This window comes from Streptomyces typhae (assembly GCF_009755605.1).
GTDB classification, from domain to species: Bacteria; Actinomycetota; Actinomycetes; order Streptomycetales; family Streptomycetaceae; genus Streptomyces; species Streptomyces typhae.
In genome coordinates this window covers 139,901-163,314 of the sequence record NZ_WPNZ01000012.1, presented here as the reverse complement: position 1 = coordinate 163,314, position 23,414 = coordinate 139,901, and the positions used below count along the sequence as shown (strand labels likewise).

32 protein-coding genes and 1 pseudogene are annotated in these 23,414 nt (G+C 64.2%); 27 read left to right on the top strand and 6 right to left on the bottom strand.

Annotation, left to right across the window (positions count from 1 at the left end):
- Window positions 1-52: 52 nt before the first annotated feature.
- A complete protein-coding gene (locus GPA10_RS22600) occupies window positions 53-1,747 on the top strand; it encodes a flavin monoamine oxidase family protein (RefSeq protein ID WP_157167093.1) in 1,695 nt (564 codons plus the stop codon).
- Between the two features lie 11 nt (window positions 1,748-1,758).
- Here GPA10_RS22600 and GPA10_RS22595 read toward each other — a convergent pair whose 3' ends face one another.
- The 4 genes and pseudogenes from GPA10_RS22595 to GPA10_RS22580 form a co-directional block, all read right to left on the bottom strand.
- Window positions 1,759-2,688 (bottom strand): LLM class F420-dependent oxidoreductase, encoded by a 930-nt coding sequence (locus GPA10_RS22595; protein WP_157167092.1) that lies wholly within the window; start codon window positions 2,686-2,688, stop codon window positions 1,759-1,761.
- Between the two features lie 134 nt (window positions 2,689-2,822).
- Complete coding sequence (locus tag GPA10_RS22590; RefSeq protein ID WP_425505804.1) at window positions 2,823-3,539, bottom strand: DUF5995 family protein; 717 nt, start codon at window positions 3,537-3,539, stop codon at window positions 2,823-2,825.
- A 178-nt stretch (window positions 3,540-3,717) separates the two neighbouring features.
- A pseudogene (locus tag GPA10_RS22585) lies at window positions 3,718-4,965 on the bottom strand (uracil-xanthine permease family protein); the annotation flags it as partial.
- Window positions 4,941-5,315 carry a hypothetical protein gene (locus GPA10_RS22580; protein WP_157167091.1) on the bottom strand — a complete coding sequence of 125 codons (375 nt, stop codon included), beginning with the start codon at window positions 5,313-5,315 and terminating at the stop codon, window positions 4,941-4,943. The gene GPA10_RS22580 and the pseudogene GPA10_RS22585, both read right to left, overlap by 25 nt.
- Before the next feature lie 135 nt (window positions 5,316-5,450).
- On the opposite strand from GPA10_RS22580, the gene GPA10_RS22575 reads away from it, so the two are divergent.
- The 3 genes from GPA10_RS22575 (at window position 5,451) to GPA10_RS22565 (ending at window position 8,798) form a co-directional block, all read left to right on the top strand.
- Window positions 5,451-6,824: a uracil-xanthine permease family protein gene (locus GPA10_RS22575; RefSeq protein ID WP_157167090.1), complete on the top strand. Its 1,374-nt coding sequence runs from the start codon at window positions 5,451-5,453 to the stop codon at window positions 6,822-6,824.
- Between the two features lie 365 nt (window positions 6,825-7,189).
- Window positions 7,190-7,948 (top strand): hypothetical protein, encoded by a 759-nt coding sequence (locus GPA10_RS22570; protein WP_157167089.1) that lies wholly within the window; start codon window positions 7,190-7,192, stop codon window positions 7,946-7,948.
- Window positions 7,949-8,012: 64 nt separating this feature from the next.
- Window positions 8,013-8,798, top strand: coding sequence for a helix-turn-helix domain-containing protein (locus tag GPA10_RS22565; RefSeq protein WP_157167088.1), 786 nt, complete (start codon window positions 8,013-8,015; stop codon window positions 8,796-8,798).
- A gap of 274 nt (window positions 8,799-9,072) precedes the next feature.
- Here the strand turns inward: GPA10_RS22565 and GPA10_RS22560 are convergent, their stop codons facing one another.
- Window positions 9,073-9,414: a hypothetical protein gene (locus tag GPA10_RS22560; RefSeq protein ID WP_157167087.1), complete on the bottom strand. Its 342-nt coding sequence runs from the start codon at window positions 9,412-9,414 to the stop codon at window positions 9,073-9,075.
- A gap of 717 nt (window positions 9,415-10,131) precedes the next feature.
- On the bottom strand, window positions 10,132-10,512 hold the full coding sequence (locus GPA10_RS22555) for a hypothetical protein (protein ID WP_157167086.1): 381 nt from the start codon (window positions 10,510-10,512) through the stop codon (window positions 10,132-10,134).
- 182 nt (window positions 10,513-10,694) lie between these two features.
- Here GPA10_RS22555 and GPA10_RS22550 point away from each other — a divergent pair, with 182 nt between their 5' ends.
- The 23 genes from GPA10_RS22550 (at window position 10,695) to GPA10_RS22440 (ending at window position 23,410) form a co-directional block, all read left to right on the top strand.
- Window positions 10,695-11,114 carry a hypothetical protein gene (locus GPA10_RS22550; protein WP_157167085.1) on the top strand — a complete coding sequence of 140 codons (420 nt, stop codon included), beginning with the start codon at window positions 10,695-10,697 and terminating at the stop codon, window positions 11,112-11,114.
- Window positions 11,074-11,598: a DUF6879 family protein gene (locus tag GPA10_RS22545; protein WP_343041220.1), complete on the top strand. Its 525-nt coding sequence runs from the start codon at window positions 11,074-11,076 to the stop codon at window positions 11,596-11,598. Before GPA10_RS22550 ends, GPA10_RS22545 begins: the two co-directional genes overlap by 41 nt.
- 7 nt (window positions 11,599-11,605) lie before the next feature.
- Window positions 11,606-12,466: a helix-turn-helix domain-containing protein gene (locus tag GPA10_RS22540; protein WP_343041219.1), complete on the top strand. Its 861-nt coding sequence runs from the start codon at window positions 11,606-11,608 to the stop codon at window positions 12,464-12,466.
- Between the two features lie 5 nt (window positions 12,467-12,471).
- Window positions 12,472-12,654 carry a DUF397 domain-containing protein gene (locus GPA10_RS22535; protein ID WP_157167083.1) on the top strand — a complete coding sequence of 61 codons (183 nt, stop codon included), beginning with the start codon at window positions 12,472-12,474 and terminating at the stop codon, window positions 12,652-12,654.
- Window positions 12,655-13,991: 1,337 nt separating this feature from the next.
- Window positions 13,992-14,672: a hypothetical protein gene (locus GPA10_RS22530; RefSeq protein WP_157167082.1), complete on the top strand. Its 681-nt coding sequence runs from the start codon at window positions 13,992-13,994 to the stop codon at window positions 14,670-14,672.
- 452 nt (window positions 14,673-15,124) lie between these two features.
- A complete protein-coding gene (locus GPA10_RS22525) occupies window positions 15,125-15,274 on the top strand; it encodes a hypothetical protein (protein WP_157167081.1) in 150 nt (49 codons plus the stop codon).
- Between the two features lie 802 nt (window positions 15,275-16,076).
- Window positions 16,077-16,226, top strand: coding sequence for a hypothetical protein (locus GPA10_RS22520; RefSeq protein ID WP_157167080.1), 150 nt, complete (start codon window positions 16,077-16,079; stop codon window positions 16,224-16,226).
- On the top strand, window positions 16,226-16,465 hold the full coding sequence (locus GPA10_RS22515; RefSeq protein ID WP_157167079.1) for a hypothetical protein: 240 nt from the start codon (window positions 16,226-16,228) through the stop codon (window positions 16,463-16,465). The genes GPA10_RS22520 and GPA10_RS22515 overlap by 1 nt, the downstream gene beginning before the upstream one ends.
- Window positions 16,462-16,812, top strand: coding sequence for a hypothetical protein (locus tag GPA10_RS22510; RefSeq protein WP_157167078.1), 351 nt, complete (start codon window positions 16,462-16,464; stop codon window positions 16,810-16,812). Before GPA10_RS22515 ends, GPA10_RS22510 begins: the two co-directional genes overlap by 4 nt.
- 9 nt (window positions 16,813-16,821) lie before the next feature.
- Window positions 16,822-17,121 (top strand): hypothetical protein, encoded by a 300-nt coding sequence (locus GPA10_RS22505; protein WP_157167077.1) that lies wholly within the window; start codon window positions 16,822-16,824, stop codon window positions 17,119-17,121.
- 12 nt (window positions 17,122-17,133) lie between these two features.
- Complete coding sequence (locus GPA10_RS22500) at window positions 17,134-17,367, top strand: hypothetical protein (RefSeq protein ID WP_157167076.1); 234 nt, start codon at window positions 17,134-17,136, stop codon at window positions 17,365-17,367.
- 1 nt (window position 17,368) lies between these two features.
- On the top strand, window positions 17,369-17,869 hold the full coding sequence (locus GPA10_RS22495; protein WP_157167075.1) for a hypothetical protein: 501 nt from the start codon (window positions 17,369-17,371) through the stop codon (window positions 17,867-17,869).
- 152 nt (window positions 17,870-18,021) lie between these two features.
- Complete coding sequence (locus tag GPA10_RS22490; protein WP_157167074.1) at window positions 18,022-18,315, top strand: hypothetical protein; 294 nt, start codon at window positions 18,022-18,024, stop codon at window positions 18,313-18,315.
- 129 nt (window positions 18,316-18,444) lie between these two features.
- A complete protein-coding gene (locus tag GPA10_RS22485; protein ID WP_157167073.1) occupies window positions 18,445-18,948 on the top strand; it encodes a hypothetical protein in 504 nt (167 codons plus the stop codon).
- Complete coding sequence (locus GPA10_RS22480) at window positions 18,945-19,352, top strand: hypothetical protein (protein WP_157167072.1); 408 nt, start codon at window positions 18,945-18,947, stop codon at window positions 19,350-19,352. Before GPA10_RS22485 ends, GPA10_RS22480 begins: the two co-directional genes overlap by 4 nt.
- A 227-nt stretch (window positions 19,353-19,579) precedes the next feature.
- Complete coding sequence (locus tag GPA10_RS22475; protein WP_157167071.1) at window positions 19,580-19,849, top strand: hypothetical protein; 270 nt, start codon at window positions 19,580-19,582, stop codon at window positions 19,847-19,849.
- Window position 19,850: 1 nt separating this feature from the next.
- Window positions 19,851-20,285, top strand: coding sequence for a hypothetical protein (locus tag GPA10_RS22470; protein ID WP_157167070.1), 435 nt, complete (start codon window positions 19,851-19,853; stop codon window positions 20,283-20,285).
- The gene (locus GPA10_RS22465) at window positions 20,282-20,659 is read left to right on the top strand and encodes an Lsr2 family DNA-binding protein (protein WP_157167069.1); all 378 of its coding nucleotides are present in this window, start codon (window positions 20,282-20,284) and stop codon (window positions 20,657-20,659) included. The genes GPA10_RS22470 and GPA10_RS22465 overlap by 4 nt, the downstream gene beginning before the upstream one ends.
- Window positions 20,656-21,000 (top strand): hypothetical protein, encoded by a 345-nt coding sequence (locus tag GPA10_RS22460; protein WP_157167068.1) that lies wholly within the window; start codon window positions 20,656-20,658, stop codon window positions 20,998-21,000. Before GPA10_RS22465 ends, GPA10_RS22460 begins: the two co-directional genes overlap by 4 nt.
- The gene (locus GPA10_RS22455) at window positions 20,997-21,254 is read left to right on the top strand and encodes a hypothetical protein (protein WP_157167067.1); all 258 of its coding nucleotides are present in this window, start codon (window positions 20,997-20,999) and stop codon (window positions 21,252-21,254) included. The genes GPA10_RS22460 and GPA10_RS22455 overlap by 4 nt, the downstream gene beginning before the upstream one ends.
- 419 nt (window positions 21,255-21,673) lie before the next feature.
- On the top strand, window positions 21,674-21,838 hold the full coding sequence (locus GPA10_RS22450; protein ID WP_157167066.1) for a hypothetical protein: 165 nt from the start codon (window positions 21,674-21,676) through the stop codon (window positions 21,836-21,838).
- A gap of 22 nt (window positions 21,839-21,860) precedes the next feature.
- On the top strand, window positions 21,861-23,174 hold the full coding sequence (locus GPA10_RS22445; RefSeq protein ID WP_157167065.1) for a DUF3987 domain-containing protein: 1,314 nt from the start codon (window positions 21,861-21,863) through the stop codon (window positions 23,172-23,174).
- A 2-nt stretch (window positions 23,175-23,176) separates the two neighbouring features.
- Window positions 23,177-23,410 (top strand): hypothetical protein, encoded by a 234-nt coding sequence (locus GPA10_RS22440; RefSeq protein ID WP_157167064.1) that lies wholly within the window; start codon window positions 23,177-23,179, stop codon window positions 23,408-23,410.
- The last annotated feature ends 4 nt before the right edge of the window (window positions 23,411-23,414 follow it).

Genomic DNA, 23,414 nt, shown 5'->3' with positions numbered 1-23,414 from the left:
GGGATCTCGCCCCGCACCACCTTCTCCGTACCGCGCAAGGAGTCCGTACCCCATGACGTCCACGGTGCCCACCGCCGTCCAGCACACCGACGCCCAGCCGCCCATCACCATGTTCGGGCCGGACTTCCCCTACGCGTACGACGACTTCCTCGCGCACCCGGCGGGCCTCGGCCAGATACCGGCGACCGAGCACGGCACCGAGGTCGCCGTCATCGGCGGCGGCCTGTCCGGCATCGTGGCCGCGTACGAGCTGATGAAGATGGGCCTCAAGCCCGTTGTCTACGAGGCCGACCGGATCGGCGGGCGGCTGCGCACCGTCGGCTTCGACGGCTGCGACCCGTCGCTGACGGCGGAGATGGGCGCGATGCGGTTCCCGCCGTCGTCGACGGCGCTCCAGCACTACATCGACCTGGTGGGCCTGGAGACCCAGCCCTTCCCCAACCCCCTCGCCGAGTCGACGCCGTCCACGGTCGTCGACCTCAAGGGCGAGTCGCACTACGCGGAGACCGTCGCCGACCTGCCGCAGGTCTACCGCGACGTGGCGAAGGCGTGGAACGACTGCCTGGAGGAGGGCGCGGACTTCTCCGACATGAACCGCGCGCTGCGCGAGCGGGACGTACCCAGGATCCGCGAGATCTGGGCGAAGCTCGTCGAGAAGCTCGACAACCAGACCTTCTACGGCTTCCTGTGCGACTCCGAGGCCTTCAAGTCCTTCCGGCACCGGGAGATCTTCGGCCAGGTCGGCTTCGGCACCGGCGGCTGGGACACCGACTTCCCGAACTCCATCCTGGAGATCCTGCGCGTCGTCTACACCGAGGCCGACGACCACCACCGCGGCATCGTCGGCGGCTCCCAGCAGCTCCCGCTGCGCCTGTGGGACCGCGAGCCGCAGAAGATCGTGCACTGGCCGCAGGGCACGTCCCTGAGCACGCTGCACGAGGGCGGCGAGCCGAAGCCCGCCGTGACCCGGCTGCACCGCACCGCGGGCAACCGCGTCACGGTCACCGACGCCTCCGGCGACATCCGCACCTACCGGGCCGCGATCTTCACGGCGCAGTCCTGGCTGCTGCTCTCCAAGATCGAGTGCGACGACTCGCTGTTCCCCATCGACCACTGGACGGCGATGGAGCGCACCCACTACATGGAGAGCTCGAAGCTCTTCGTGCCGGTGGACCGGCCGTTCTGGCTGGACAAGGACGAGCGGACCGGCCGTGACGTGATGTCGATGACGCTCACCGACCGCATGACGCGCGGCACCTACCTGCTCGACGACGGCCCCGACAAGCCCGCCGTCATCTGCCTCTCCTACACCTGGTGCGACGACAGCCTGAAGTGGCTGCCGCTGTCGGCGAACGAGCGCATGGAGGTCATGCTCAAGTCGCTCGGTGAGATCTACCCGAACGTCGACATCAGGAAGCACATCATCGGCAACCCGGTGACCGTGTCCTGGGAGAACGAGCCCTGGTTCATGGGCGCCTTCAAGGCGAACCTGCCGGGCCACTACCGCTACCAGCGGCGCCTGTTCACCCACTTCATGCAGGACCGCCTGCCCGAGGACAAGCGCGGCATCTTCCTCGCGGGCGACGACATCTCCTGGACGGCCGGCTGGGCCGAGGGCGCCGTGACGACCGCGCTGAACGCCGTGTGGGGCGTCATGCACCACCTCGGCGGCAGCACGGACGCGACGAACCCCGGCCCCGGCGACCTGTACGACGAGATCGAGCCGGTGGAGCTGCCGGAGGACTGAGTCCCAGACCCTCAGACCCCGGCCGCGCGCGCCGCCGTGTACACCTCGGCGGCGACGTCCTTCAGCTCCTCGGCGTCGCGCACGCTCATCTGGAGGTCGACCAGGATCTCCTCCAGGCCGACCTCGGCGTGCGCCACCAGGTCCTCGACGATCTGCTCGACGCTGCCCTGGAGCGGGGCGCGGTCCTGGCCCTCGTAGGCCTTGGCCGTATAGCGGGCGTTCGCCCTCAGCACGCTCCGCAAGGGGGCGGTCCGGCCGCGCTCGGCGGCCAGTCCGCGCAGGTCCGCCCACTGCTCGGCCAGCTTCCGCGCGCCCGTCGCGCCGGGCATCCAGCCGTCGGCGCGGTCCACGAGGCGGCGGGCGGCGCGCGGGCTGTTGGCGGGCAGCAGGACCGGGATCCGCCGGGCGGGCTTCGGCCCGACCTCGGACGGGACGATGGTCGTCCACTCGCCCTCGTACGCGACCGGGTCCGGGTCCCACACGGCCGCGAGGACGTCCAGGATCTCGTCGAGCACCTTGCCGCGCTGCTCGAAGGGCGCGACGGACGACGCCGCGTACTCGTCGCGGGACCAGCCCGTGCCGAGTCCGGCGACGACGCGGCCGCCGCTCGCCGCGTCCAGGGTGGCCAGTGACCGCGCGAGCTGGAACGGCAGGTGCAGCGGGGCCACCAGCACGCTGGTGCCGAGCCGGGCCCGCTCGGTGGCCGCCGCGGCCAGCGTCAGCGTGACCAGCGGGTCCGCGACCGAGCGGTAGTGGTCGGGCCAGGGGCGGCCCGGGATGCCGAACAGGCCGTGCGTCGCCGGTTCGGGGAACAGGGTGCGCTCGAACACCCACAGGCTGTCGAAGCCGGTGCGCTCGGCGAAGCGGGCCACATCGGGGACGTCACGTCCCACGTCGGTCCACTTCAGCTGCGGCAGGCACAGGCCGAGTCGGGTCGCCATGGCGGTGCTCCTTCGTGTCCGGTGCGTCCTGGGTCTCCAGCTGCGTTCCCGGGCCCCGGCCGAGCGCCGGGCCCCCTGCGCCAACGCGCCGCACTGGTGAGGGAGTTCCGGGCGGTGCTCCCGTGCCGCGGGATTCAGTCACGCAGCGGGGTGAGCAGCATCCGTCCCGCGAGGCCCACCGCGTCGTCCAGGCGCTCCCGCAGGCCCTCCGCCACACAGGGGTGGTTCCGCAGGGCCCACAGGGCGCGCGCCGCCGACCAGGCGCCGTCGCGGGCGCGGTCGAGGCTCCAGGAGCCGAGCAGATGAGTGAGGGGGTCGGCGATCTGGAAGAGGTCGGGGCCCGGCATCAGCTCCTCGCGGATGCGTTCCTCCAGGGAGACCAGGATGTCGCCGACGCGGTCGAACTCGTCCTCCAGGTCGCCCGGTTCGCAGCCGAGTTCGTGGCTGGTGTCCACGACGGCGAGCGCCAGATCGTGACCGATGTGCGCGTTGATGCCGGCGAGCGCGAACTGCAGTGGGCGCACGCCCGGGTGGCGGCGGAGCTGGAACAGGGGCCGCCAGCACGCGGGCGGCGGCCGGTCGTCCGCCGCGGCGTCCACGGCCGCCAGATAGCGCTCCGCGAAGCGGACGTCGAGGGTGACGGCGGCGCGCACGTCCGGGAACCGGCCCTCGGTGACGTTCCGGCCGACCTCCTCGGTGACTGCCAGATACACGCGGTTGAACACGGCGACGCCGTCCGGGCGGGGCCAGGCGGCGTCGAGAGCGAGCATCCGTGCGACGACGCCCTGGACGCCGTCCGGCGGGCGGCCGGTGCCGCCGTCCCCGGGCGCCGGACGGGTGTGCTCGGCCATGCGCTGCGACTGGAGCATGGGGGCAGGGTGGCAGTCATCGCGGGGCGCGTGCGCGCGCCGGGCGCGGGCTTAACCGGAACGAGGGAACGGGCCGTCCCGCTCCGTGCGGACGGGGCGTCCCGCTCCGTGCGGTCGGGGCGTCCCGCTCCGTGCGGTCGGGCCGTCCCGCTCAATGCGGCTATTTCGTGGCTTCCTGCTCGTCGTACGAGGACGTGCCTGAGTCGAGGAGCGGTTCCTGGCTCTTGAGGTGGGCGGGGGCGAACGCCCGCAGCACGTGGTAGCCGGTGATCACGACGATCGTGCCGAGCGCGATGCCGCTGAGCGAGAAGTTGTCGGTGAACTTCAGCGAGACGTTGCCGACGCCGATGATGATGCCCGCGGCGGCCGGGACCAGGTTCAGCGGATTGCGCAGATCCACCTTCGCGTTGATCCAGATCTGCGCGCCGAGCAGGCCGATCATGCCGTACAGGATGACGGTGATGCCGCCGAGCACGCCTCCGGGGATCGCGGCGACGACCGCGCCGAACTTGGGGCACAGGCCGAAGAGCAGGGCGAACGCGGCGGCCGCCCAGTACGCGGCGGTGGAGTAGACCCGGGTCGCCGCCATCACGCCGATGTTCTCGGAGTACGTGGTGTTGGGCGGGCCGCCGACCGCGGTCGAGAGCACGGAGGCGGCGCCGTCGGCGGAGATCGCCGTGCCGAGCCTGTCGTCGAGGTTGTCGCCGGTCATCTCGCCGACCGCCTTGACGTGGCCCGCGTTCTCCGCGACCAGCGCGATCACGACCGGCAGCGCCACGAGGATCGCCGACCACTCGAAGCTCGGCCCGTGGAAGGACGGCAGCCCGATCCAGTCCGCGTGCCCCACCCCGGACAGGTCGAGGCGCCAGTGGTCGGTGACCTGGCCGGAGCCGTCCGCCGAGTGGATCCTGCCGAAGACCGTGTCGAGCAGCCAGGAGAACGCGTACCCGAAGATCAGGCCGAGGAAGATCGCCACCCGGGACCAGAAGCCGCGCAGGCACACCACGGCCAATCCGGTGAACAGCATGACGCACAGCGCCGTCCACTGGTCCTGCGGCCAGTAGGTGGACGCCGTGACCGGCGCCAGGTTGAAGCCGATCAGCATCACCACCGCGCCCGTGACGATCGGGGGCATCGCCGCGTGGATGATGCGCGCCCCGAACCGCTGCACCGCGAGCCCCACCAGGAACAGCGCCGCGCCGACCACGAGCACCGCGCCCGTCACCGTCGCGCTGGAGCCGCCCTGCGCGCGGATCACGGCGGCCACGCCCACGAAGGACAGCGAACAGCCGAGGTAGCTGGGCACCCGGCCGCGCGTGGCGAGCAGGAAGATGACGGTCGCGACGCCCGACATCATGATCGCGAGATTCGGGTCAAGACCCATCAGAACGGGCGCGACGAATGTGGCTCAGAGAGTACATCACTAGCCGCAGTGGGGGGCGCAGGTACCCACTCACCTGCGGAAACGTCCCCGATCCGCTCTTCTTCGGCGTTGCTTAGGGAGTGAAGCAGAGCCATCGAAGAGGTGCTGCCATCCTCCGCCAGTAACCGGACCACGTGCTCGAACTCCCTTGGCGTGAAGCGTGCTGCAACCTCTGCTGCGGCCTCCGCGGTCTGCTCCACGGCAGCTTCAGCGGCACGCCAAGCGGCTATGTTCGCAAGCGTGTTGGCAAGGAATTTCGTCGCCGCATCGGCTTCCGGGATCGGGCGGGCGTTACGACGAGACTGACCAACGGTGCGGTGCTCCCCAAGCTCCATGTCGACAGGTTAGCGACCATGATCAACAGGCGGAAGGCACTCCGATACCTCTCCTGATTCGGTCGGTCAACTGCCGAGATGTTCAAATCGGCTCGTCCTCGCGCCGCGCGGGGCGAGCAAGACTGGAGAGTGATCATGGCGGGCTTCGGGTGGAAGCTGCATGGAGACGGCAAGACCCTGATGCCGGGGGAGATCGTCAAGCCTGACGAACGGCTGTCCTGGACGAGGACGATCGGACTCGGAGCACAGCATGTCGTCTCAATGATCGGCGCATGTTTCGTTGCCCCCGTGCTTATGGGCTTGAACCCCAACCTCGCACTTATGGCGTCGGGTGTGGCGACGGTCCTGTTCCTGCTGATGACCCGGGGGAGAGTCCCGAGCTATCTCGGCTCCTCACTCTCCTTTGTCGGTGTATCCGCAGTCATCGGAAGTCGGGGTGGAGACGTAGGAACCCTGACAGGCGCACTGCTCGTCGTCGGACTAGCCCTGACGGCCTGTGGCGTGGCCGTGCAACTCCTTGGGGCTCAAGTGATCCATGCGGTATTGCCTCCGCCGGTCACCGGGGCCGTGGTGATGTTGATTGGCTTCAACCTCGCGCCGGTCACCGCCTCGACCTACTGGCCACAGGATCAGTGGACAGCTCTTGCGGTGATGCTATTCACCGGCCTGGCGTTGGTTGTGCTGCGGGGCTTCTGGTCGCGTATCGCCATCTTCCTGGGTTTGCTCTTCGGTTACGTGCTGTCGTGGGTGCTCGACCGAACCGCAGGGGTGATTCATTCGGTCGACGGCTCGGGGAAGGTGACTGACCATTGGCGTATCGACTTCTCGGGCGTTGAGCAAGCCGACTGGATCGGCCTGCCGTCCTTCCACGGGCCGAGCTTCGAGTGGTCGGCGATCCTTGTCGCCCTGCCCGTCCTGGTGGCCCTGATCGCAGAGAACGCGGGCCACGTCAAGGCGGTCGGAGAAATGACCGGTGACTCCTTGGACGACAAGATGGGATCTGCTATCTCGGCGGATGGTCTGGCGACCGTCCTCTCAACATCAGTAGGGGGGCCGGCCACCACCACCTACGCCGAGAACATCGGCGTGATGGCGGCGACCCGGGTCTACTCCACCGCCGCGTACTGGGCGGCCTCCGCGTTCGCCCTGCTCTTCGGCCTGTGCCCCAAGTTCGGCGCGGTCGTCGCCGCGATCCCCGGAGGCGTGCTCGGCGGCATCACCGTCATCCTGTACGGCATGATCGGCCTGCTTGGCGCACAGATCTGGGTACGGAACAAGGTGGACTTCGCTCAGCCGCTCAACCTGGTGCCTATCGCGGCCGGGGTCATCGTTGGCATTGGTGGCGTCAGTCTCAAGATCAGCGACAACTTCGAGCTGAGCGGCATCGCTCTGGGCACGCTCGTTGTCCTTACCGGCTACCACGCCCTTCGTTGGCTCTCCAACGCTGCAAGCCGCAGGGGAGCCCCCCTCCTCGACGGAGGCACCACGACCTACGACGACGCCAAGTAGGTCACGGAGCGCTGCGACGGGTCGGCGATCCCGGGGCCTGTTACGAAAAACTTGACTCTGCGACGGGCGATGGTGGTACGGTCCGTCGCAGATTCAAGAAATGCACACGAAGAAGCCCCCGCGGAGGTTGCAGCCTCCCGAGGGCTGGTGACACCGAAGAGAGATGGTCTTCAGTGCGTGTCCAGCGTAACAAGCACAGATCTAGTTATGTCCAGATCCCCAACGCGATAGCCAGGCACGCGGGCCTCTCTTTGGAGGCCCGCGGGCTCTTGGTCTATCTGCTCTCGTGCCCGGACAACACCAGGGTCACAGTCGAGAGTCTGGCCGGACGTGTCCCGAACGGCCGTCGCAGGATCTCCCATGCGATGAACGAGCTGGTAGCCGCTGGCTACGTGAAGCGGGCACGTCTCCAGGACCCCGAGACAGGGCGTTGGGTCACCATCACCACCGTCACTGACGTCCCGGAGTCTCCGGGCTCCCCGACCGACCGGTTGCCGACGGTCGGTCTGCCGACTGGCCTGGATGACGGCGGCTCTCCCCAAGGGAAAAAGACAGACAGCAAAGACACCACCACCCCCACCCAGCCCGCGCCTGACGAAGCACAACAGGTCGGAGCGATGGGGGAAGGGGAGAGCACTTTCCTGCGCCAGCTCGCCCGTGAGATGACCCATGAGGCACGCCGCATCCTCGGACGGGTGAGTCTGCACGCCTCTCTGCCGCTCGCAGCCTCTGATGTCGAGCGCCTGGCGCCCGCGCTGGTGCCGTGGCTGCGGGATGATCACAGCGAGCGGGACATCCTTCAGTGCCTCACTGCGAACCTCCCCGCGAAGATCGTTTCAGTGCCCGGCCTGGTCTCTCACCGGCTGACGAATTTCACCCCTGAACGGACTTCCCCGCCTACTCCGCCAAGAGCCTCGGTGAGGGCTACTTGTGAGACCTGCCGGGCCCCGTTCCCGGCCGGACACTGCGGGGGCGTCTGCCGCTCATGCCAGGACCAGGAGGCAGGCACGACAGCTTTCTCCCCCGATACCGGGGCCTTCCTGATGGCCACGATTCGTCAGCGTCGAGACGCCGGGACCGTCAAGGGCACGTCTCACCGCGGCTTCGCCTCCATCTCGGCCTGAAATTCCACCCACCCAGATTCGAGGGCACACCTATGTCTGCAACCCCCCCTGGTACATCAAAGCTGTGCTGAGAGGGGCGATACCTGCGGCCTGCCTCGCTGCGCTGTACCTCTCCATCCCCGGAGAGATCGCGCTAGCGACAGCGGTCGGATGGTCCGAGCACTACGCGCCGGCCATGCCGGTCTGCCTCTCCGTCTATGCTCTCGCAGCCGGAGCGATCGCAACCTACCGGCGGAAGATGAAGCTGCCCGGACAGGTGACGGCCTTGGTGGGCGCCCTCGCGGCTCTCACGCTCGCCATGGGCGCCCAGTCGATCTCTCACCTGATCGAGCAGAGCTACATGGAAGGCTCGGACCTTCTCACTGTGGCAGTCTCGTGCGTCCCTCCCATCGTGATCGCTCACCTCATCCACATGGCGGAGACTCCGTCCGAGACGCGGTCTGTCACTGCGGAGCTGGCGGAGCTGAGAGAGGTCTCTCAAATCCTCATGGCTGAGGTGGTGGTCTCCGAGACCCTGAGACTCTCCGCCCGCGTCCATGGGGCCGTGGGAGAGTTGAGAGACGCCATCTCGATCGCCGAGGAGCTGACCGGAGAGGCGGAGCGGCTGAACGTGGAACTGGGGAAGTTCCTCGACGAGGAGGAGCGCAAGTTGCGAGAGGAGCGAAGCAGGGCCGAACAGCGGCGCTCGTCACTCGCTCGGTCTATCGAGGAGGCTCGCGCCTCCCTCGGCGCAGAGGCAACCGTAGGGGACATTTGTCGCGCCCTCGGGATCTCGCAGGCGACCTACTACCGTCACAAGCCGAAGCAGGTGGAACAGCCTGAGGGGGTGCTGGCACATTCCTTCGGCTAGGTCATGAAGGTGCCCGGTCAAAGGGGTCCGGACAGAGGAAGCGTCCGGGCCCCCATCTCGGTCGCTGTGGAACCCTTTGGGCTCAGTCAGTGTGGGTGTCCTTGGGGCTGCTCGTGTGGGTCGAAGTCTCCTCCCGGCTCGCCGGGGCCGAAGAAGGGCTCTTGCGCGGGCAGATAGATTTCTGGGTTACACGCTGCACAACCCGCGCACGGGGTGGGTGGACTTTGCTCGGCTGGGCAGGTCAACGCGCGTCGTCTCCTGCGGTTTCAGACATCTAGCGCAGGCCCAGAGGGCAGGCATGCTCCGGCCTCCAGAAGTTCGGGCACGCGATCAGATGGATCGCGAAGAACGTTGTCCCGCCCTTCCCCCACCAACCGTTCACGACATCGCGGTTGCCCTTGATGGTCCCCAGTGCTGCGGCGAGCATTCCCTCGATCGTCTCGGGTCTCTTTGCGTGGTCGCCATCGAAGTGTCCGGCGTGCTGCTTGACCTGGTTGCCGTACCAATGGACCGCGAGGTCTGGGTCATGGAACGTCTCAACCACGAACCGCGGGTTCTTCAAGAGCCAGTTGGCGGGTTCGTTCGGCGCCACAGGTGCATCGCGAAAAGCGCTCACTGGCCGCCTCCCCGGGTCCGGGTTGGGGCCTGGGTCGTAGGGCCGTCTCTGCGAGTCGTTGTTGTACTCGGCACCTGGCCCGATCCACACATACGCGTGATGATGAACAGACATTTCGATCCCTCTAGCAGGAAGGGGCGGCCACGTCGGTGGCCGCCCCCGGGCGCTCAGTGATGCAGGGCCATCGGGTTACTCTCGCCCGCATCCGTCGCCGTCGCCGCAGCCACCGGCGTCTCCGCCCTGGCTGTCGCTGTCGTCCTCGTCGCCGAGGACGGTAGCCTTCCTCTTGAGTGCGTCCTTGAGCGTCATGGCTCGCCCTTCTCTCAGGGGAATCGCCCGAGGGGGTGCAACCCCCGGGCGTGCTGCACTTGCTCACCCGCCCTCTGGTCCGGCTCGTGACGTCCATGGCCAGAGGGCGGGGTCTGTTGCCTCTCCCAACGTCTTGAAGCCGGGGGAGGGGTGCTGCCCCGCCTCACCGAGTTCCGGGGGGGTCGGGGGACCTCTCGGAACTTCCGATGAGGCGGGTGTCCTAGGCGGTGGAACGCCTGTCCCACTGAGTTACGTACTCGCGTACGTAACTGCGGATGAACTGAAGGCACAGCTCGCAAGCGAGCACTGGAGCAGACGAGCCGGCGCTCTCCACAGGGCCGATGAACGTCACCAGGACTGCGTCCGTACGGCACCACAAGCAGAATCCGATCTGAGATCGCTGCCGCATCATGGCGCGGACGATCCCTGCTGCCGCGCGTAGAGCGCAAGGAGCGCCCTGGCGAAGACAGCAGTGTCATGCATGTAGCCGAAGGCGTCGTGCGCGTGGCTCCGGCCGGTGGGCCGCTTGTCCAGGGACAGGTGACTGGCCACCAGGCCCAAGAGACGCGCTACTGCTTCGTCCTCGCCATCAACCTGGCAGCGGTCCCCCAGTAGGGCCAGATGCCCGGTCAGTGCGCGAGTCCTGCTCCGAATCTCGTCCCACGTGGTCGTACTGAGGCTCATGTCCAGTGTCTCGCTGACGATATGGGTGATCGCTCCGACGTCGATGGGCGGGTCAGCGGCCCCAGGCTTCGTCACCGTCACACTCTTGTTAGTCACGGTCGTCACCACGCCTCTCCCTCGGTGCCGCCTGGGCGGTTTGGGTTCGGTGAGCAACGTAGCCACCGCGACCATCAACCCCCAAGCAGATTGCGCCTGTTTGCGCGAGATCGGTTGACCGGCGCCGAACATCGCACCGAACATCGGTGTGCGAAGCAAACTGACGCAAACTCGAAGACAGGAGAACAGCCATGCGGTTACGGTTCCTTGGCAAGGACTCCAAGCAAGGTGACTGTCCGACGCTCTATGCGACAGATCGAGGGACCTACCTCGTACAGGGGTGGAAGATCTTCGCAAACGACCTGCTGATGCAGCTCACCATCGCCGAGGGTGAGACGGTCGTGGAGGTCCCCACCGAACTGTTCAAACATCTGGAGAAGGACGGTCTTCCCTCAGGCGAGTTCAGGCGCTTGGGGGACCCGCTCATGGTCCTCACCCCCGAAGGCACGTATGTAGTGCAGGGGCGCGAGGTCACCGACCCCGAGGCCCTGGAGCAGATGACCATTCCGGACTATGAGACCGTGGTTGAGGTCCCCAGGGCCGCGATCACAGCCCTACTGGAGGAACCGCGTGCAGTTGATCTCCAGCGCCGAGCGCAACCAGCTCTTTGAGCGCTTCGAGCACGATGCCTTCCATCTGGAGCTGAGAGACGACTACTCAGTGCCGGACGAGGAAGGACCGTTCGAGGACTGGCTCAACGGGCGTGCATCCGACGACTCGTTCATGTTGCCGTGGACGCAACTCATGAAGCGGGTCACGGGGGCAGGGAAGACCGTCCGGCGGGTGAGAGTCGTGACCGAACCTCACAGCCCCTACATCCAGTGGGAGTACGCCACCACAGATGTGAACGAAGAGGCCGGCGAGGCGATTCGGTGGTTGCCGCGGCAGCGGCTCCCCGAGGATCTGCGTTTCCCCGTGGACGGCAACGACTGGTGGCTCTTCGACGACAGCCTCTTGGCTGTAGGGCACTTCGACGGCGCAGGGCGTGTCCTGGGCTCCGAGATCGTCAAGGCCCCCGACGTCATCACTGAGTGCATCCGAGTACGAGATCAGCTCTGGTCCATCGCTTCACCCACCGTCGAGTACAAGCCCTGACACTTCCGTGAGTGGTCAGGCGCTAGAGACAAGAGAGGCCCTGGGGGCTCGGCTGCGTGGATTCCGCAAGGACGCGGGATTCAGCAGTGGCCGAGCCTTCGCCGCTGCTATTGGCTGGCAGGAGTCGAAGGTCTCTCGCATCGAGAACGGCAAGCAGAACGCGAGCGAAGAGGACATTCGCAGCTGGTGCCAGACGACGGGACGAGATGCCGACCTCCCGGACTTGGTGGCCATGGTCCGCCACATCGAGGAGATGTGGGTGGAGTGGCGCCGGATTCTGAAGCAGGGGGCGGAAGGCCGTCAGAAGTCTGGACTCCACGTCTACAGGAAGGCGCAGTTCTTTCGGATTTGGGACCCTGCAGTCATTTGGGGCACTTTCCAGACAGCTGAATATGCCGAGGCGGTGTTTCAGCAAGTTGTTCGCCTCTACGAGATTCCCGACGATGCCGAAGCCGCCACCGCCAAGCGCCTCGAACGTCAGCAGTATCTCTACCGAGGTAACCGCAAGTTCGATGTGATTCTTGGGGAACAGGCGCTCTACTCCAATTTCGGAGGACCTGAAGTGATGAAGGGGCAGCTGGACCGGCTTATGACTTTGATCCGGCTGGCCCGTGTGAACGCAGGGATCGTTCCTCGCTCTGCGCCTTTACAAGTTTGGCAGGGTAATTCTTTCTCGATGTTCGACGACAAGCTGGTACTCGTTGAGACCTACTCGGCCGAACTTACCGTGACGCAGCCCGGAGAGATCGAGACATATGCCAAGACCTTCGCCTTGCTGAAACAGTCAGCCGTTTACGGAGGTGAGGTTCGAGATATGATCTGGGCTGCCTTCCAACACTTTGATCGAATGCCCCAACAAGAAAGGTGATCGATATGGCTGAACCCAACTGGCGCACCAGCACTTACACCAAGTCTGATAGCTGCGTTGAAGTGGCTGATAACGACTGCACGAAGATCCTGGTGCGTGATTCGAAGCACCGAGGATACGGCCGAATGAGCCTCAGCCCAGCTTCCTGGAGCTCCTTTATCGAGGCAACCAAGCGGGCCCCCATGTAGGGGGGGGCGCTGCTCCGACTCCTGAAAAACTGTGAGGGCGGTTGGGCGTATACCCAACCGCCTACACCTAGACGTCGATGTCACTATGCGGCTTCTGGGACGGAAACCCCCCAATGTGAGACCTGAGTCTCACATTGGGGGGTTAATTCTTTCCTTCTGAGGGTGCTCGGCCGGCTCGCTGGGCGTGACGGTACGTGTTCGGGTGGGGTGAATGCGTGCTGCCCAAAAAATTCATACCCGTACACGCTCGGAGGAAGGTACCCCCGGTGGGTCCACTTCTATTGAAATAAAGCATTACCCCCTATGTGTGCGCATTACCTCTGCGTTATCAGCCCGAAATTCGAATATCAATGAGGCGATTAGGTCCGCTAACTAACTCCTCGTAAACGCACATTACTTTCTGCATTTATTCCTGCCGTCACGCTCTGCGCTTACGTGTTGCGCACAGTTATTGCATTTATGCAGAATGGTCGCATAATCCACACCGAGAGTTGCAACTGGGTAACTCAGAGTCTTTCCAGTGTGACCTGGACCACGCCTAAATGGGGTCAAAATGGGGCAGTGGAAACGGGCATAAGCCCTTTATGAGGCGCTATCAAAACTTGAAACTGCGACGCCTGATATTCTTTGGGTGTCGGAAAGGGAAAGGCGCAAACTCCCCCGGCGCCACCCGCGAAGCGGGGTAGGCGCGGAGGTAGAGGGCCGCACTATCCGAACGCAAAACAAACAGGGCCGCCATGGCTCTAATAAGCATGCCCTATGCCTATATGGGTCGGGCCTCTGCAATAACCCTTTACGTAGGGGTGTCGCTTTTCGGAAGTGCACCCCATGCCCACCCCGCACGGGTGGTACGTAAGCCAGGCTTGGCCTATGTCATGCCGCGTGTATCCAGCGTGGGTGTGATGTAGGTGACCGGCGCCTAGCGACGGCTCGACCGTCGTTGCACCCTCCCTTGCAAGGGGGGTGCAGTTGACAACTCTATAGCGCGTGATCTCTCTAACCCTGAACGGGTGTTGAGGTGTAGGCCGTGTGGATTTCGGCCGAATAACTGGGCGGGTGGAAATACCGTTTGGATACCTCTGTGAACACGTAGGGCCGAAACTCTAAGGCCGGAGAGTGAAGCGCGCTAGTAACTAGAGTACATATGCTCCGTTTAAGCACTGGGTAGTACGCACGGTGTGTACGCGCGGAGCCTGCTCGCTCGGTATGTGGCCCGCACGGTAGGGCGGGCCACTACTGAATTATTTCCTACCCGTTGCAGTGCGGGTTATCACTGTAGAGCGGCGGTCCGGTCAAACGGCCGTCGCTCGCCTCTTATGCAATATTCAATTCCCCGCATGATCAAGGAGGTTGCCATGTCTGGTGAGTGGCAATTCAAGCCTGTGCCCGTCGCAGGCAAGAACGCGCGTAAGCGTGCAGCTAAGGCGGAGTCTCCCAAGAAGGAGGCGCGACCGTACCCTTCAGCTCCCGTCAGTGCTCGCCCCAGCAGCCGCGTAGCCGTCACGATGCTGCGCGGGCACGGCGACCCCGGCATTCCTCGCCTGCCGTTCCGGCGCATCGGTGCCGAGCCTGAGGTGGGGCGCAAGCTCTCCAAGGCGGAGCAGGCCAACCACCTGCCCTTCCTGCCGGAATTCGCGGCCGAGGGTCGCCCCTACCCGCGTACCGCGCGGGATCGGGACGGCAACGTGGTTCCCCGTGTCCGCAAAGACAATGGCATGACCAAGCAGCTCCAGGGGCGAGGCATTGGGGTCCGGGCAGACGGTAAACCTGCTTGGACGAAGCGGCAGGAAGCAGGGGCCAGGGCGGAGTCTCAGGCGGCCTCTGCGGCCCGTGCGGAGTTGCTGCGGCTGCGGGAGTCCACGCGGCAGGTCGACGAAGCCCGCGCCGAGGCGAAGCGTGCGTTGCAGAACGCCGTGGCGCGCAAGCGTGAGGCCCTGGGCCGCGGGGACCTGGCGGCGACTGAGGCCGCCCAGGAGGACGTGCGCACGTACCGGAAGCTGGCCCGGTTCAAGGCGTAGCCATGCCCAAAAACTTGAAACTGCGACGCTCGGCATGCATTATGAAAATGTCGACGACGCATCACCTGCAACCGGAGGTAGTGCAATGAAGCTGCGTCGTGGCTGGCTTGTCGTCGGGTCGGACGGAACCACCTGGGTGGGTGATTGTGAAAGGTGGGCCGACCTGTGCCGTGAGGCGGGAAATGTGGATGAGGTTCGGCCTATGAGAATTCTGGGCGGTGCTCGATGGGGGTGTGGCTGCGGACCCCAGTGCCCCACGAGGTATTGGGAGTAGGTCTAGGCACTCTCAGGGCCCCTTTGTGCCCCCGCGGGGGCGCGTTGGAGCCCGGTAAGCGTCTGGTGAAACCGGTGGTAAGAGGAGGGGTGCAATGCCCCAGAGTGGTGCAGCCGTGCAAGTGCGTAGCCATCTCGCGAGCAGGACTACGCTCGAACTCTGCGATTTCATAGCGCACATGCGTGCGTCCTCTCGTCCGCGCACGTGGGTAGAGCAAGCACTGTCGGACGAACTCTTCGAGCGCGACGAGGTCGCGTGGGTCGAGTGGCAGATAGGAGGGAACCTGTTCGGCCCGGAGAGGCCGCACAAGTACTTCAGCGTGATCTGATCCGCACACGTAGAGGGCCTGGATAGAGGAAGTGTCCAGGCTCTTTCTCATGCCCGCACGAGAGGTGATGCAGTGCCGATTTTCTTTCTGCCCTCGACTCGTGATGAGGACGAGTTGGCCACCTACATGATGCGAGACAGGAGAGAGCCCTGCTGGCTCTGCCAACGCGCCAGCCGCGCCACCGTGGGCGCATACATGTGCTGGGAGTGCCAGGAGATGCGACCGATCTGGGAAGCACACTTGGCTGCAATCGCTGAGGTCGAGGGGAAGCGGCTCGCGCTCGACTATGTCGGTCCATGCATGACCTGTACCCGCCGGCTAGCGGCAGGTGACTGGGAGTGCGCCACCTGCCGTAGCGAATGGAAGGGCTAAGCATGACCCATGAGTTGAAGGACGGGTGGAACTTCTTCCCGTGTGGGTGCAAAGTCCTCGTTGATCTCAAAAGCGAGATGGTGTGCATCGACGGGCCGAATAACAAGGAATGTAGCGAGATGCAGCGGCTCCACGAGGCCCGTGTGGGGCTTGTCATGCAGAGACCGACGGATTGGGATGCCGTTTGGCTCAACAGTCGCAGGCAGGCAGAACACCTCCAGTTCCCTGCGGACGTGCTCGCGCGAGCTTACCCCGGTAAGCGCCCACCAATCCATCGTGACTGACCGTAGGCAGTGAGCGTGATGCAGGCCGGTAATTCGCCAGCCTGCGTCGCGGCCTCTGTGCGGACAACTGCCCCTACATGACGGAGGAAAGATTCATGCCCAGAATCAGGCATTTCCGGAGCAGTAACAACTTCCACGCTGTTCACATGCTGCATGCCTCGCAGGTCTCCAAACGGGCGAAGCGGGCGAGCGGTTGGACGGTCGTGGACGACACCTTGGGCCGCCTCCAGCCGAGCAGGTTCATCCCGCGGCGCCGTGCCGTCCGCCTGTTCCAGCACTCCAGCAAGGGGCTCTGATGTCCAGCAAGTTCCAGAGCGATGAAGCGGAAGAGCTGTACCACCTCCAGCCCGACCAAGAGGCGGGAGACAGCTCCGAGGGACCGGCCTGGTTCGGCCTATACCAGCTCGAAGCCGCGATCCTCACCGAGGACTCGCGCGGGGTCGTCTGGATGCGTAAGTACAGCAACTCGGCCGAGCTGAATGAGGCATGGGAGCTGATCATCCAGAACACCTATCCCGTTGAAGAGGCGACGTGATGCCTCGTAAGGAGAATCCGGAAAGCAAGCCCTACGCCTACCCGCTCGCCATCCGTGGCGGGAATTACGGGTTCAACTCGCTCCACGTCTGGGAGAGCAAGGAAGGGGGCGAACAGTACAAGCTCGATTGGTTTGAGCGAGAGCGCTCGGTCATTCGTGTCTCTCGGATGACCGACCCCGGAAGCTACTGGTTCAACAACTGGGGCAACTCCCGGCACGGTACGCCTTCCACGTGGGAGGAAATTGACGTCATCGACTTCGGAGACACGGAACTGCGGCTCATGTTCAACATCATGGAAGCCTATGCCGTGAAGAAGTTCGGTGTAGTCGACGTGCGCCCTCTCTAAGGAGAGAACATGCAAAATCAGGAAGCCTTCAAGCTGCTCGAAGAGCGCTTCTCCATGATGGTAAGGACATTCAATTGCGTGGACGTGAGCTTCGCTGACTCGGATGACCACTACTTCACGGTCAAGGATCGGCTCGACCTTGGGCGCATAGCTTTGGAGAGGGCTCCGGAATTTCGGGTTACAGACCTCCCCCGCTCGTTGGGGGACATCTACCGGGCTATTCGTCTGAATCTGACGCCTGAGGAGATGAAGCGCTGGAACGAGACCCGCGAGGCGCTTCAGGTGCTGCACGACAAGTACAGGCTCTGAAAGGAGAATTCCATGAGTGATGTAAGAACCTACACCGAGGAACAAGTGACGAAGGCCGCGAATGCGGCAGCCGACATCATCCTTGAGGAAATCGAACTGGACCAGGATGGGGAAGATCTTCTCCACCTCCTGGTCAACGCGGCTGTGACCGTGCTCGTCACGGATATGCAGGCCGATTTCTCGGACGTGATAGCCGAGAACTACGGACTGACCGTAGACGAGTTCAAGAGCGAGCGGGGGTTCTGATATGAGCGACCAGGACCAGGGCCCCGAATGGGACGACTCGGTTGGCTACCCACAGCTCGGCCGTCCCGGCACACCCACCTACCGCGGCTACGTGGTCCAGGTGCAGGGGACCGACGACGGACACCCCGAGAAGTGGTTCACCTACACGTACGAGCGAGCCAACCAGAAGCACGTGTGGGTTGGCGAGGGCAGCAACGTGGACGAGGCGAAGGCCGTGCTGGAGAGACACGTCTCGGCGCCCCTGGACGAGCTGGCCGGCCCTACCTGGGTCCAGGAGAGCGACAGTGATTGGCGACTGGTCAAACCCAACGGGAAGTCGCTCGGAGTCATCCGCTCGGAGTGGGACTCGGGATGGGAGGACGGGCAGTGGGTCTTCGCCGGTGAGCAGCACGCCGCCACCTACTTCTACGCGTACGAGACCGTGAGCGAGGGACTGCTGACCTACATCGACAGGTACCTGTCCCTCGAAGAGGCGAAGAAGGCAGTTGAGGACGCTCGGTAGTCGAGCACGTTCTACGAAAGGCCCGGACAGAGGAAGCGTCCGGGCCTTTGCCATGGGCACTCGCCCAATCCACCACTACGACTGGAGAGTTTGCCGTGCGAATCCCTTTCATATCCCGGCGCCGCATTGTCCACCGCATCGATGAGCTGGACATGAACCTCGCTGCGCAGACGGAAACAGCGCTGCTCGTCAAGCAGTTGAGCAACCAGGTTGAGTATCTGACTGAAAAGGTCGACGCCATCGGCCGGTCAACCAGTCGCCGCGAGCGAATCATTGTCGCGGCTGAGGAGTTCGGGAACGTCTTCGATGACTCATTGCTCGCACAGGCCATCTCTGACGACCTTTCCGACCATCACCTTGATTCGTTGATGCATCTCCTGGCAGCCACGGGGCACCGCCGTGCGGCAGATACGTGGGAGTCGTTCAATCGCCCGGATACGAACTGACCTTCTTACGGTTCTTGTTTGGTGGCGGCCGGGAGAATTTCCGGCCGTTCGCCACGGGAGACTGAAAGAAGGGGTATCCCGATGCTTCACACCTGCCCCCCTCCCTGAGTCCTGAAAGGAAACAAGAGGATGTCTCGCAAGTATCCCAAGAAGATCCGGAAAGAATTCAAGCGTAAGCTCGCTGCTGCGGAAGAATTCGTCGAGGTGTGGATGAATACCGGCCTCTCATCATCTCTCATCACCGATTACTCCTGCACGCTCACTTGTGCGGAGGCCGATACGTACGCGGGGATCTTCAAGGAGTTTGGCCACCCCGATACGGCGGCGACGATTCTTGCCGACCACGGCGAGGATTGCGACTCTCCGCACTTTCACGAGCCCCGGGGAGTTTGGACGTTCGAGATTGAGGCGAACGGTCGTGCCGTGGATCATCTCGACAACCCGACCTGGACAGTCGTCGCGGACGGTGAGAACGGCGCGCGCGCAGAGTGTCGGGCCCTTGAGTTCCTTCGTAAGGAACTCAGAAAGGAATACACCCACGACTTCTGGTTCTGGGTTCAGGAGGCGGAGAGCGGTGTTCCCGGGTCTACCGCTATCTACTCGTGGTTGGACGCAAGGGCGGGTATCTCATGACCTGGCGCTACGACGTATTTGAGTGCAACAACGAGACCGCCGACCACAACGAGTGTGAGGTGATGACGGGGCCCCCCATTCTGGTCAATGCCCCTTGGAGGGACGCTTATCGCAAGGCCGAGAGCTTGTCTCATGGCGTGGTGGAAAGGCGCTACACGGGAGACTTGCCTTACAAGAAGACGCCGCATGTGGTTTTCGAGCACATCGAGGGCGGGGGTACCTGCTGGCTCTGCGGCAGAGGCCGGGGGCCGCTGTGCAAGACGAGCGAGGGCGGCAAGTTCCTCTGCGAGCCGTGCCGGCGCGAGATGCGCCAGTACCACGAGCTACAAGCGCGTTCTATTGGAACCGATCCGAGCCGCTATTCGTACGTGCCGATCATCGACACCGTGGAATTCGAAGACTGAGAGGCCCCTGAATGTACGTCGCGCACATTGGCCCCGCGTGGCATCGGCACTTCGGTGACTACGTGGAGGCAGTCACGTATGCGGCCTCCTACGGGCTGCCAGCTGCGTTCGTAGAGTTGCAGCTCTATAAGTGCAGACATACTCAGGCTCGCTAGTTGTTTTACCGAGAGGCCCGGATCACTCGCTGATCCGGGCCTTTTCCATGGCCGCTAACGAAAGGAGAAGCCATGCACCTTGCCTATGTCGAGTGGGCCCCCGACTTCGAGGGAAAGCACACCGACACGTTCACGACAGACCACAGCCACAAGACATGCCGTGAGAAGCACCCCGAGACCGAGGCGACGTTTGAGTGCGACGTGGATTTGCCTCCGATAATCAAGCACGTTCTGACCGGTGAGACGGAAGAGCGTGCACGAGCCGAGGCGAACATCTGGGCTCTCTCTTGGGTTCCCTACGGGGTCGCATTCAAGATCCACTATGTTGGAGAGGTGCGCTGAATTGCCTTATCCCAAGGATTACAGCGGAAACTGCATGACCAATTGCGGCGATCCCGCAACGTGTTGGGTCGACTTCGAGCGGTATGGGGACAAGCGTTTCGTTTCCTGGCCCCACTGTGACGAGTGCGCCAAAGCGTGGTTGCAGGACGAAGGCGTAACCACTCGGCCTCTCAAGCGGGCCGAACCGGCGGTGCCGGAGATGAAGTTTGAATTCGTGGCTTTCCCGGAGCCGCGACGTTGGAAGTCGGACGGGGGTCGGCTCTCCTGGGTGGCGTACGGCAACGTCGTGGTGACGTGCTCGGAGCACGGGGAGATCTTCAAGGCTCTGTCCACGACCGACCCGGACAGAAAGTATCCGCAGTACAACAGCCAGGCCTGCCTCTGGCGAGACAACCACCTTCGCCAGGATCACGGGATCGATCCGGACGCCCGATGATTCAGGTACCCAAGATTGAGGGAGAGCTCGACCTCGAAGACGTAGCGGCCTGGTGCCTCAGACAGAAGTGGCTCGGCATCACGGAGCAATCTCCGATGTACCGAAACCGAGACTTCTTTCCACAGCTTCTTGAGCTGTACCGCACGGAGCGGGCCCGTGAGTTGAGGCAAGAAGCCGAAGAGGCGGCCCGACGCACGGAGTTAGAGCGCCGGGCCGCCGAATCTCGTGCCGCACAGCAGCGAGCATACGAGCACCAGAGGCTCATGCGGGACATGCGCGAATGGGGTCGTGAGAACGGATTCTTCGTCGGCACGCGGGGCCGTATCCCGCGGAAGGTCATCAACGCCTACAACGAGGCGAAAGGAATTTCATGAAGCACACGCACATGGCTATTGGCATGATCCCCGAGGACCTGGTGAACCTCTCCGTGCTCATGCAATTCACCCCGGGCCAGCGCCCGTACACCCTGACACTCATAGACAAGGACGGCGGCTCGTTCGAGGACGCTGTGTTCCACGGAGACACCGGCGAGGCCTTCGGCTACGAGCCGAGGCCTTTGGATCTGGACATGCGGGTGTTTCACGGACTGTCCCACCGTCAGCCCCTTGTGGCCCGGCTCGCCCAGTCGCTCGCCGGCTTCGGCTACTTCCAGTGGTTCAACCCCGTGGCCATGTCCAGCGAGGCTCGTGCGCGGTACGAGGCGGCTGCCCAGTGAGCGCCATGAAGCGCCACCTCGACAGCCTCATGGCCCCCCACCTCGCCGAGCTGGGGGCGAGGGCTGCCGCTGCGGCCCGGCTCGACACCTTCGAGGAGCGGCTGGCCGCCCTGACTGCGGTGTTCGAGGAGTGCGGGCACAGGGCGAACGCCTTTCCCTGCCCGGCGGCCGTGGCCGAGCAGTTTGTTCAGTTGGCCGTCATCGATTTCCAGCTTGCCCGTATGGAGTGGGAGACGGAGGTTCACAGTGGCTGACTCTGAGGCGAAGCGGATACGGGACCTTGTCGCTAGGACCTACAGCGCGTGCTCGGGATACGACCCCCAGGGGGACCGTGCACATGTCCTACGTGCCCTGCTCTGGGAGATCGACCACCCATCTCTTGCGGAGCAGACGCCTGACGTGTGGTCCGCGTGGCTCGATCAGGTCGAGCCACGGTGGCCACAGGACAACGCCTTCATCCACCCGGAATGGGTCGAGGAAGTCAGGCGGCGGGGGATGGAGTCCGCAGCACTCATCCAGAAAGCCGTGACTCCTCCGGGACCTAACACCGCGACTCAGCACAGCAGTTGACACAAAGAGCAACACGCGGGGCCGGGCGCAGCCCGGCCCCTTCTGCACTCCATAACTTGATTCTGCGACATCGAAATGTACGATGCGCGAGAGAGGATCACCGATGGCCCGTCTGGTGGTTGAGACCGTGACCTGCGATGCCTGCGCGAAGAAGGGCAAGAAGGTCACCGGCACGGTCACGCTGACGATCATGGATGACGAGTACGACCTGTGCGACGAACACGGGAAGAGGTTCAGGGACCAGCTTGCTGCCGCACTGTCCGCCTGAGCGGGAAAGGAGAGACCACCTCATGGCCACGTTTGATCAGATGTCCTATGGACCTCTTGGCGAAGCTGTGGAGGGGGCAATGCCGACAAGTGAGGCCGATCCCATCGGTGTGTGGGCCGCCAGCCTCTCCCTCTACTCGGCAGCCATCAGCCGCAGAGTCCGGCTCGCCAACAAGCGTCCAGTCGTTGTCTGGACCGTACTCGCCGGACGTAGCGCCATCGGCCGCAAGGGCTACGCGCTCAACACCGCTACGGCGCTGCTGTCGGGCGTCTGCGGGGGATTCATCCATGCCCGCAAGCGCGCCGGCGTGGCGTCCGGCCCCTCTCTGGTCGACATGCTTGCAGGCCTGGAACTGGACACGGCGGGGGCCCGTGACGGCATGGACGGCCGCTGCGTGCTCCTGGAAGAGGAATGGGCCTCGGTACTCAAGGATCAGAAGAAGTGCAGCAAGTTCAGCACGTTCTTCCGCTCCGCTTGGGATGGCAAGCCGATATCCAACCGGACGAAGAAGGAGGGCCTGGTAACTGTCGCTCAGCCGCTTCTCGGATTCCATGCCCACATCACCCCCGGGGAGTGGGGGAAGTATGTGAGCGCGAGTGAGGCCCTGGGAGGCTCCTACAACAGGCTTCTCCCTGTTCTCGTTGAGCGGTCCAAGATGCTCCCGTACGACAACCGTCCGCAGATCCCCGACGTGACACTGCTCAGGGAATCGTTCGAGTGGGCCAACGGCGAGGACGAGCGTGTGATGCGCTTCAGTGAAGAGGCCGGGGAACGCTTCGACGAGATCCGCGCTCTCGTCGAGGACCGTATGGCCGAGCTCCCGGAGCTGCTGGCCTCGTACATGGAGCGGTCCGCGGAGCAAGTGCATCGTGTGGCCGCTGTGCTCAGCGCCACCGAGATGACGGAAACGATCGGAGTGGACGCGGTCGAGGCTGCATGGGCCTTCGTGTCCTTCTCGATGGACAGCGTGGAGAAGCTGGTCAAGGAGGCCGCCAACAACGGGGTGGCGGCCAAGCCGATGCGCACCCCTGAGGACCTGATCCGGGACGTGCTGACGCGGTGCGGCGGCATCGCTTCGGGAGCGGACCTTTTGAGGCCTCTGTGGGGAAAGCTGAACGCAGCGGCCATCAAGGCCGCCGTGGGGGACATGGACGACGTCGAGACGTGGACCGAGAAGACTGGGCGTGTCGGGGCCCCTAAGACCATGTACCGGCTTCTCCGGCCCGAGGCCCCGGCCGAGCCAAGGGAAGCGACGGTGATCGAGATGCGAGCCAGGCCGGAGCCCGAGCCGGCCACCCCTCCCATGCCCGCCAACATATTCGCAGGACTGATCTAGCCATGCGCGACAAACGCAGTTCCATCCTCATCAGCCCCACCAAACGGAGGGAGAAGATCAGCCGCCAGCCATCCCAGTCGAAGGCCTTCGAGCTTGCTCAGGAATGGGCGAAGAAGATCAAGGAATACGGCATGACCGACCGCTTCGGGATGGAGCTGGTAGGAGTCGGCCCCGCCTCCTGGGACGTGTACCTCGTGGACCGATCCATTCCCGAAGCCAAACTCAACCGCAAGTAACCAA

Bases quoted from the DNA above. Each gene is read 5' to 3' on its own strand.
- GPA10_RS22600 (WP_157167093.1), top strand. From the start codon at position 53: ATGACGTCCACGGTGCCCACCGCCGTCCAGCACACCGACGCCCAGCCG.
- GPA10_RS22595 (WP_157167092.1), bottom strand. From the start codon at position 2,688: ATGGCGACCCGACTCGGCCTGTGCCTGCCGCAGCTGAAGTGGACCGAC.
- GPA10_RS22590 (WP_425505804.1), bottom strand. From the start codon at position 3,539: ATGGCCGAGCACACCCGTCCGGCGCCCGGGGACGGCGGCACCGGCCGC.
- GPA10_RS22580 (WP_157167091.1), bottom strand. From the start codon at position 5,315: ATGGAGCTTGGGGAGCACCGCACCGTTGGTCAGTCTCGTCGTAACGCC.
- GPA10_RS22575 (WP_157167090.1), top strand. From the start codon at position 5,451: ATGGCGGGCTTCGGGTGGAAGCTGCATGGAGACGGCAAGACCCTGATG.
- GPA10_RS22570 (WP_157167089.1), top strand. From the start codon at position 7,190: ATGAACGAGCTGGTAGCCGCTGGCTACGTGAAGCGGGCACGTCTCCAG.
- GPA10_RS22550 (WP_157167085.1), top strand. From the start codon at position 10,695: ATGCGGTTACGGTTCCTTGGCAAGGACTCCAAGCAAGGTGACTGTCCG.
- GPA10_RS22535 (WP_157167083.1), top strand. From the start codon at position 12,472: ATGGCTGAACCCAACTGGCGCACCAGCACTTACACCAAGTCTGATAGC.
- GPA10_RS22530 (WP_157167082.1), top strand. From the start codon at position 13,992: ATGATCAAGGAGGTTGCCATGTCTGGTGAGTGGCAATTCAAGCCTGTG.
- GPA10_RS22525 (WP_157167081.1), top strand. From the start codon at position 15,125: ATGCGTGCGTCCTCTCGTCCGCGCACGTGGGTAGAGCAAGCACTGTCG.
- GPA10_RS22520 (WP_157167080.1), top strand. From the start codon at position 16,077: ATGCTGCATGCCTCGCAGGTCTCCAAACGGGCGAAGCGGGCGAGCGGT.
- GPA10_RS22515 (WP_157167079.1), top strand. From the start codon at position 16,226: ATGTCCAGCAAGTTCCAGAGCGATGAAGCGGAAGAGCTGTACCACCTC.
- GPA10_RS22505 (WP_157167077.1), top strand. From the start codon at position 16,822: ATGCAAAATCAGGAAGCCTTCAAGCTGCTCGAAGAGCGCTTCTCCATG.
- GPA10_RS22500 (WP_157167076.1), top strand. From the start codon at position 17,134: ATGAGTGATGTAAGAACCTACACCGAGGAACAAGTGACGAAGGCCGCG.
- GPA10_RS22495 (WP_157167075.1), top strand. From the start codon at position 17,369: ATGAGCGACCAGGACCAGGGCCCCGAATGGGACGACTCGGTTGGCTAC.
- GPA10_RS22490 (WP_157167074.1), top strand. From the start codon at position 18,022: ATGAACCTCGCTGCGCAGACGGAAACAGCGCTGCTCGTCAAGCAGTTG.
- GPA10_RS22485 (WP_157167073.1), top strand. From the start codon at position 18,445: ATGTCTCGCAAGTATCCCAAGAAGATCCGGAAAGAATTCAAGCGTAAG.
- GPA10_RS22480 (WP_157167072.1), top strand. From the start codon at position 18,945: ATGACCTGGCGCTACGACGTATTTGAGTGCAACAACGAGACCGCCGAC.
- GPA10_RS22475 (WP_157167071.1), top strand. From the start codon at position 19,580: ATGCACCTTGCCTATGTCGAGTGGGCCCCCGACTTCGAGGGAAAGCAC.
- GPA10_RS22465 (WP_157167069.1), top strand. From the start codon at position 20,282: ATGATTCAGGTACCCAAGATTGAGGGAGAGCTCGACCTCGAAGACGTA.
- GPA10_RS22460 (WP_157167068.1), top strand. From the start codon at position 20,656: ATGAAGCACACGCACATGGCTATTGGCATGATCCCCGAGGACCTGGTG.
- GPA10_RS22450 (WP_157167066.1), top strand. From the start codon at position 21,674: ATGGCCCGTCTGGTGGTTGAGACCGTGACCTGCGATGCCTGCGCGAAG.
- GPA10_RS22445 (WP_157167065.1), top strand. From the start codon at position 21,861: ATGGCCACGTTTGATCAGATGTCCTATGGACCTCTTGGCGAAGCTGTG.
- GPA10_RS22440 (WP_157167064.1), top strand. From the start codon at position 23,177: ATGCGCGACAAACGCAGTTCCATCCTCATCAGCCCCACCAAACGGAGG.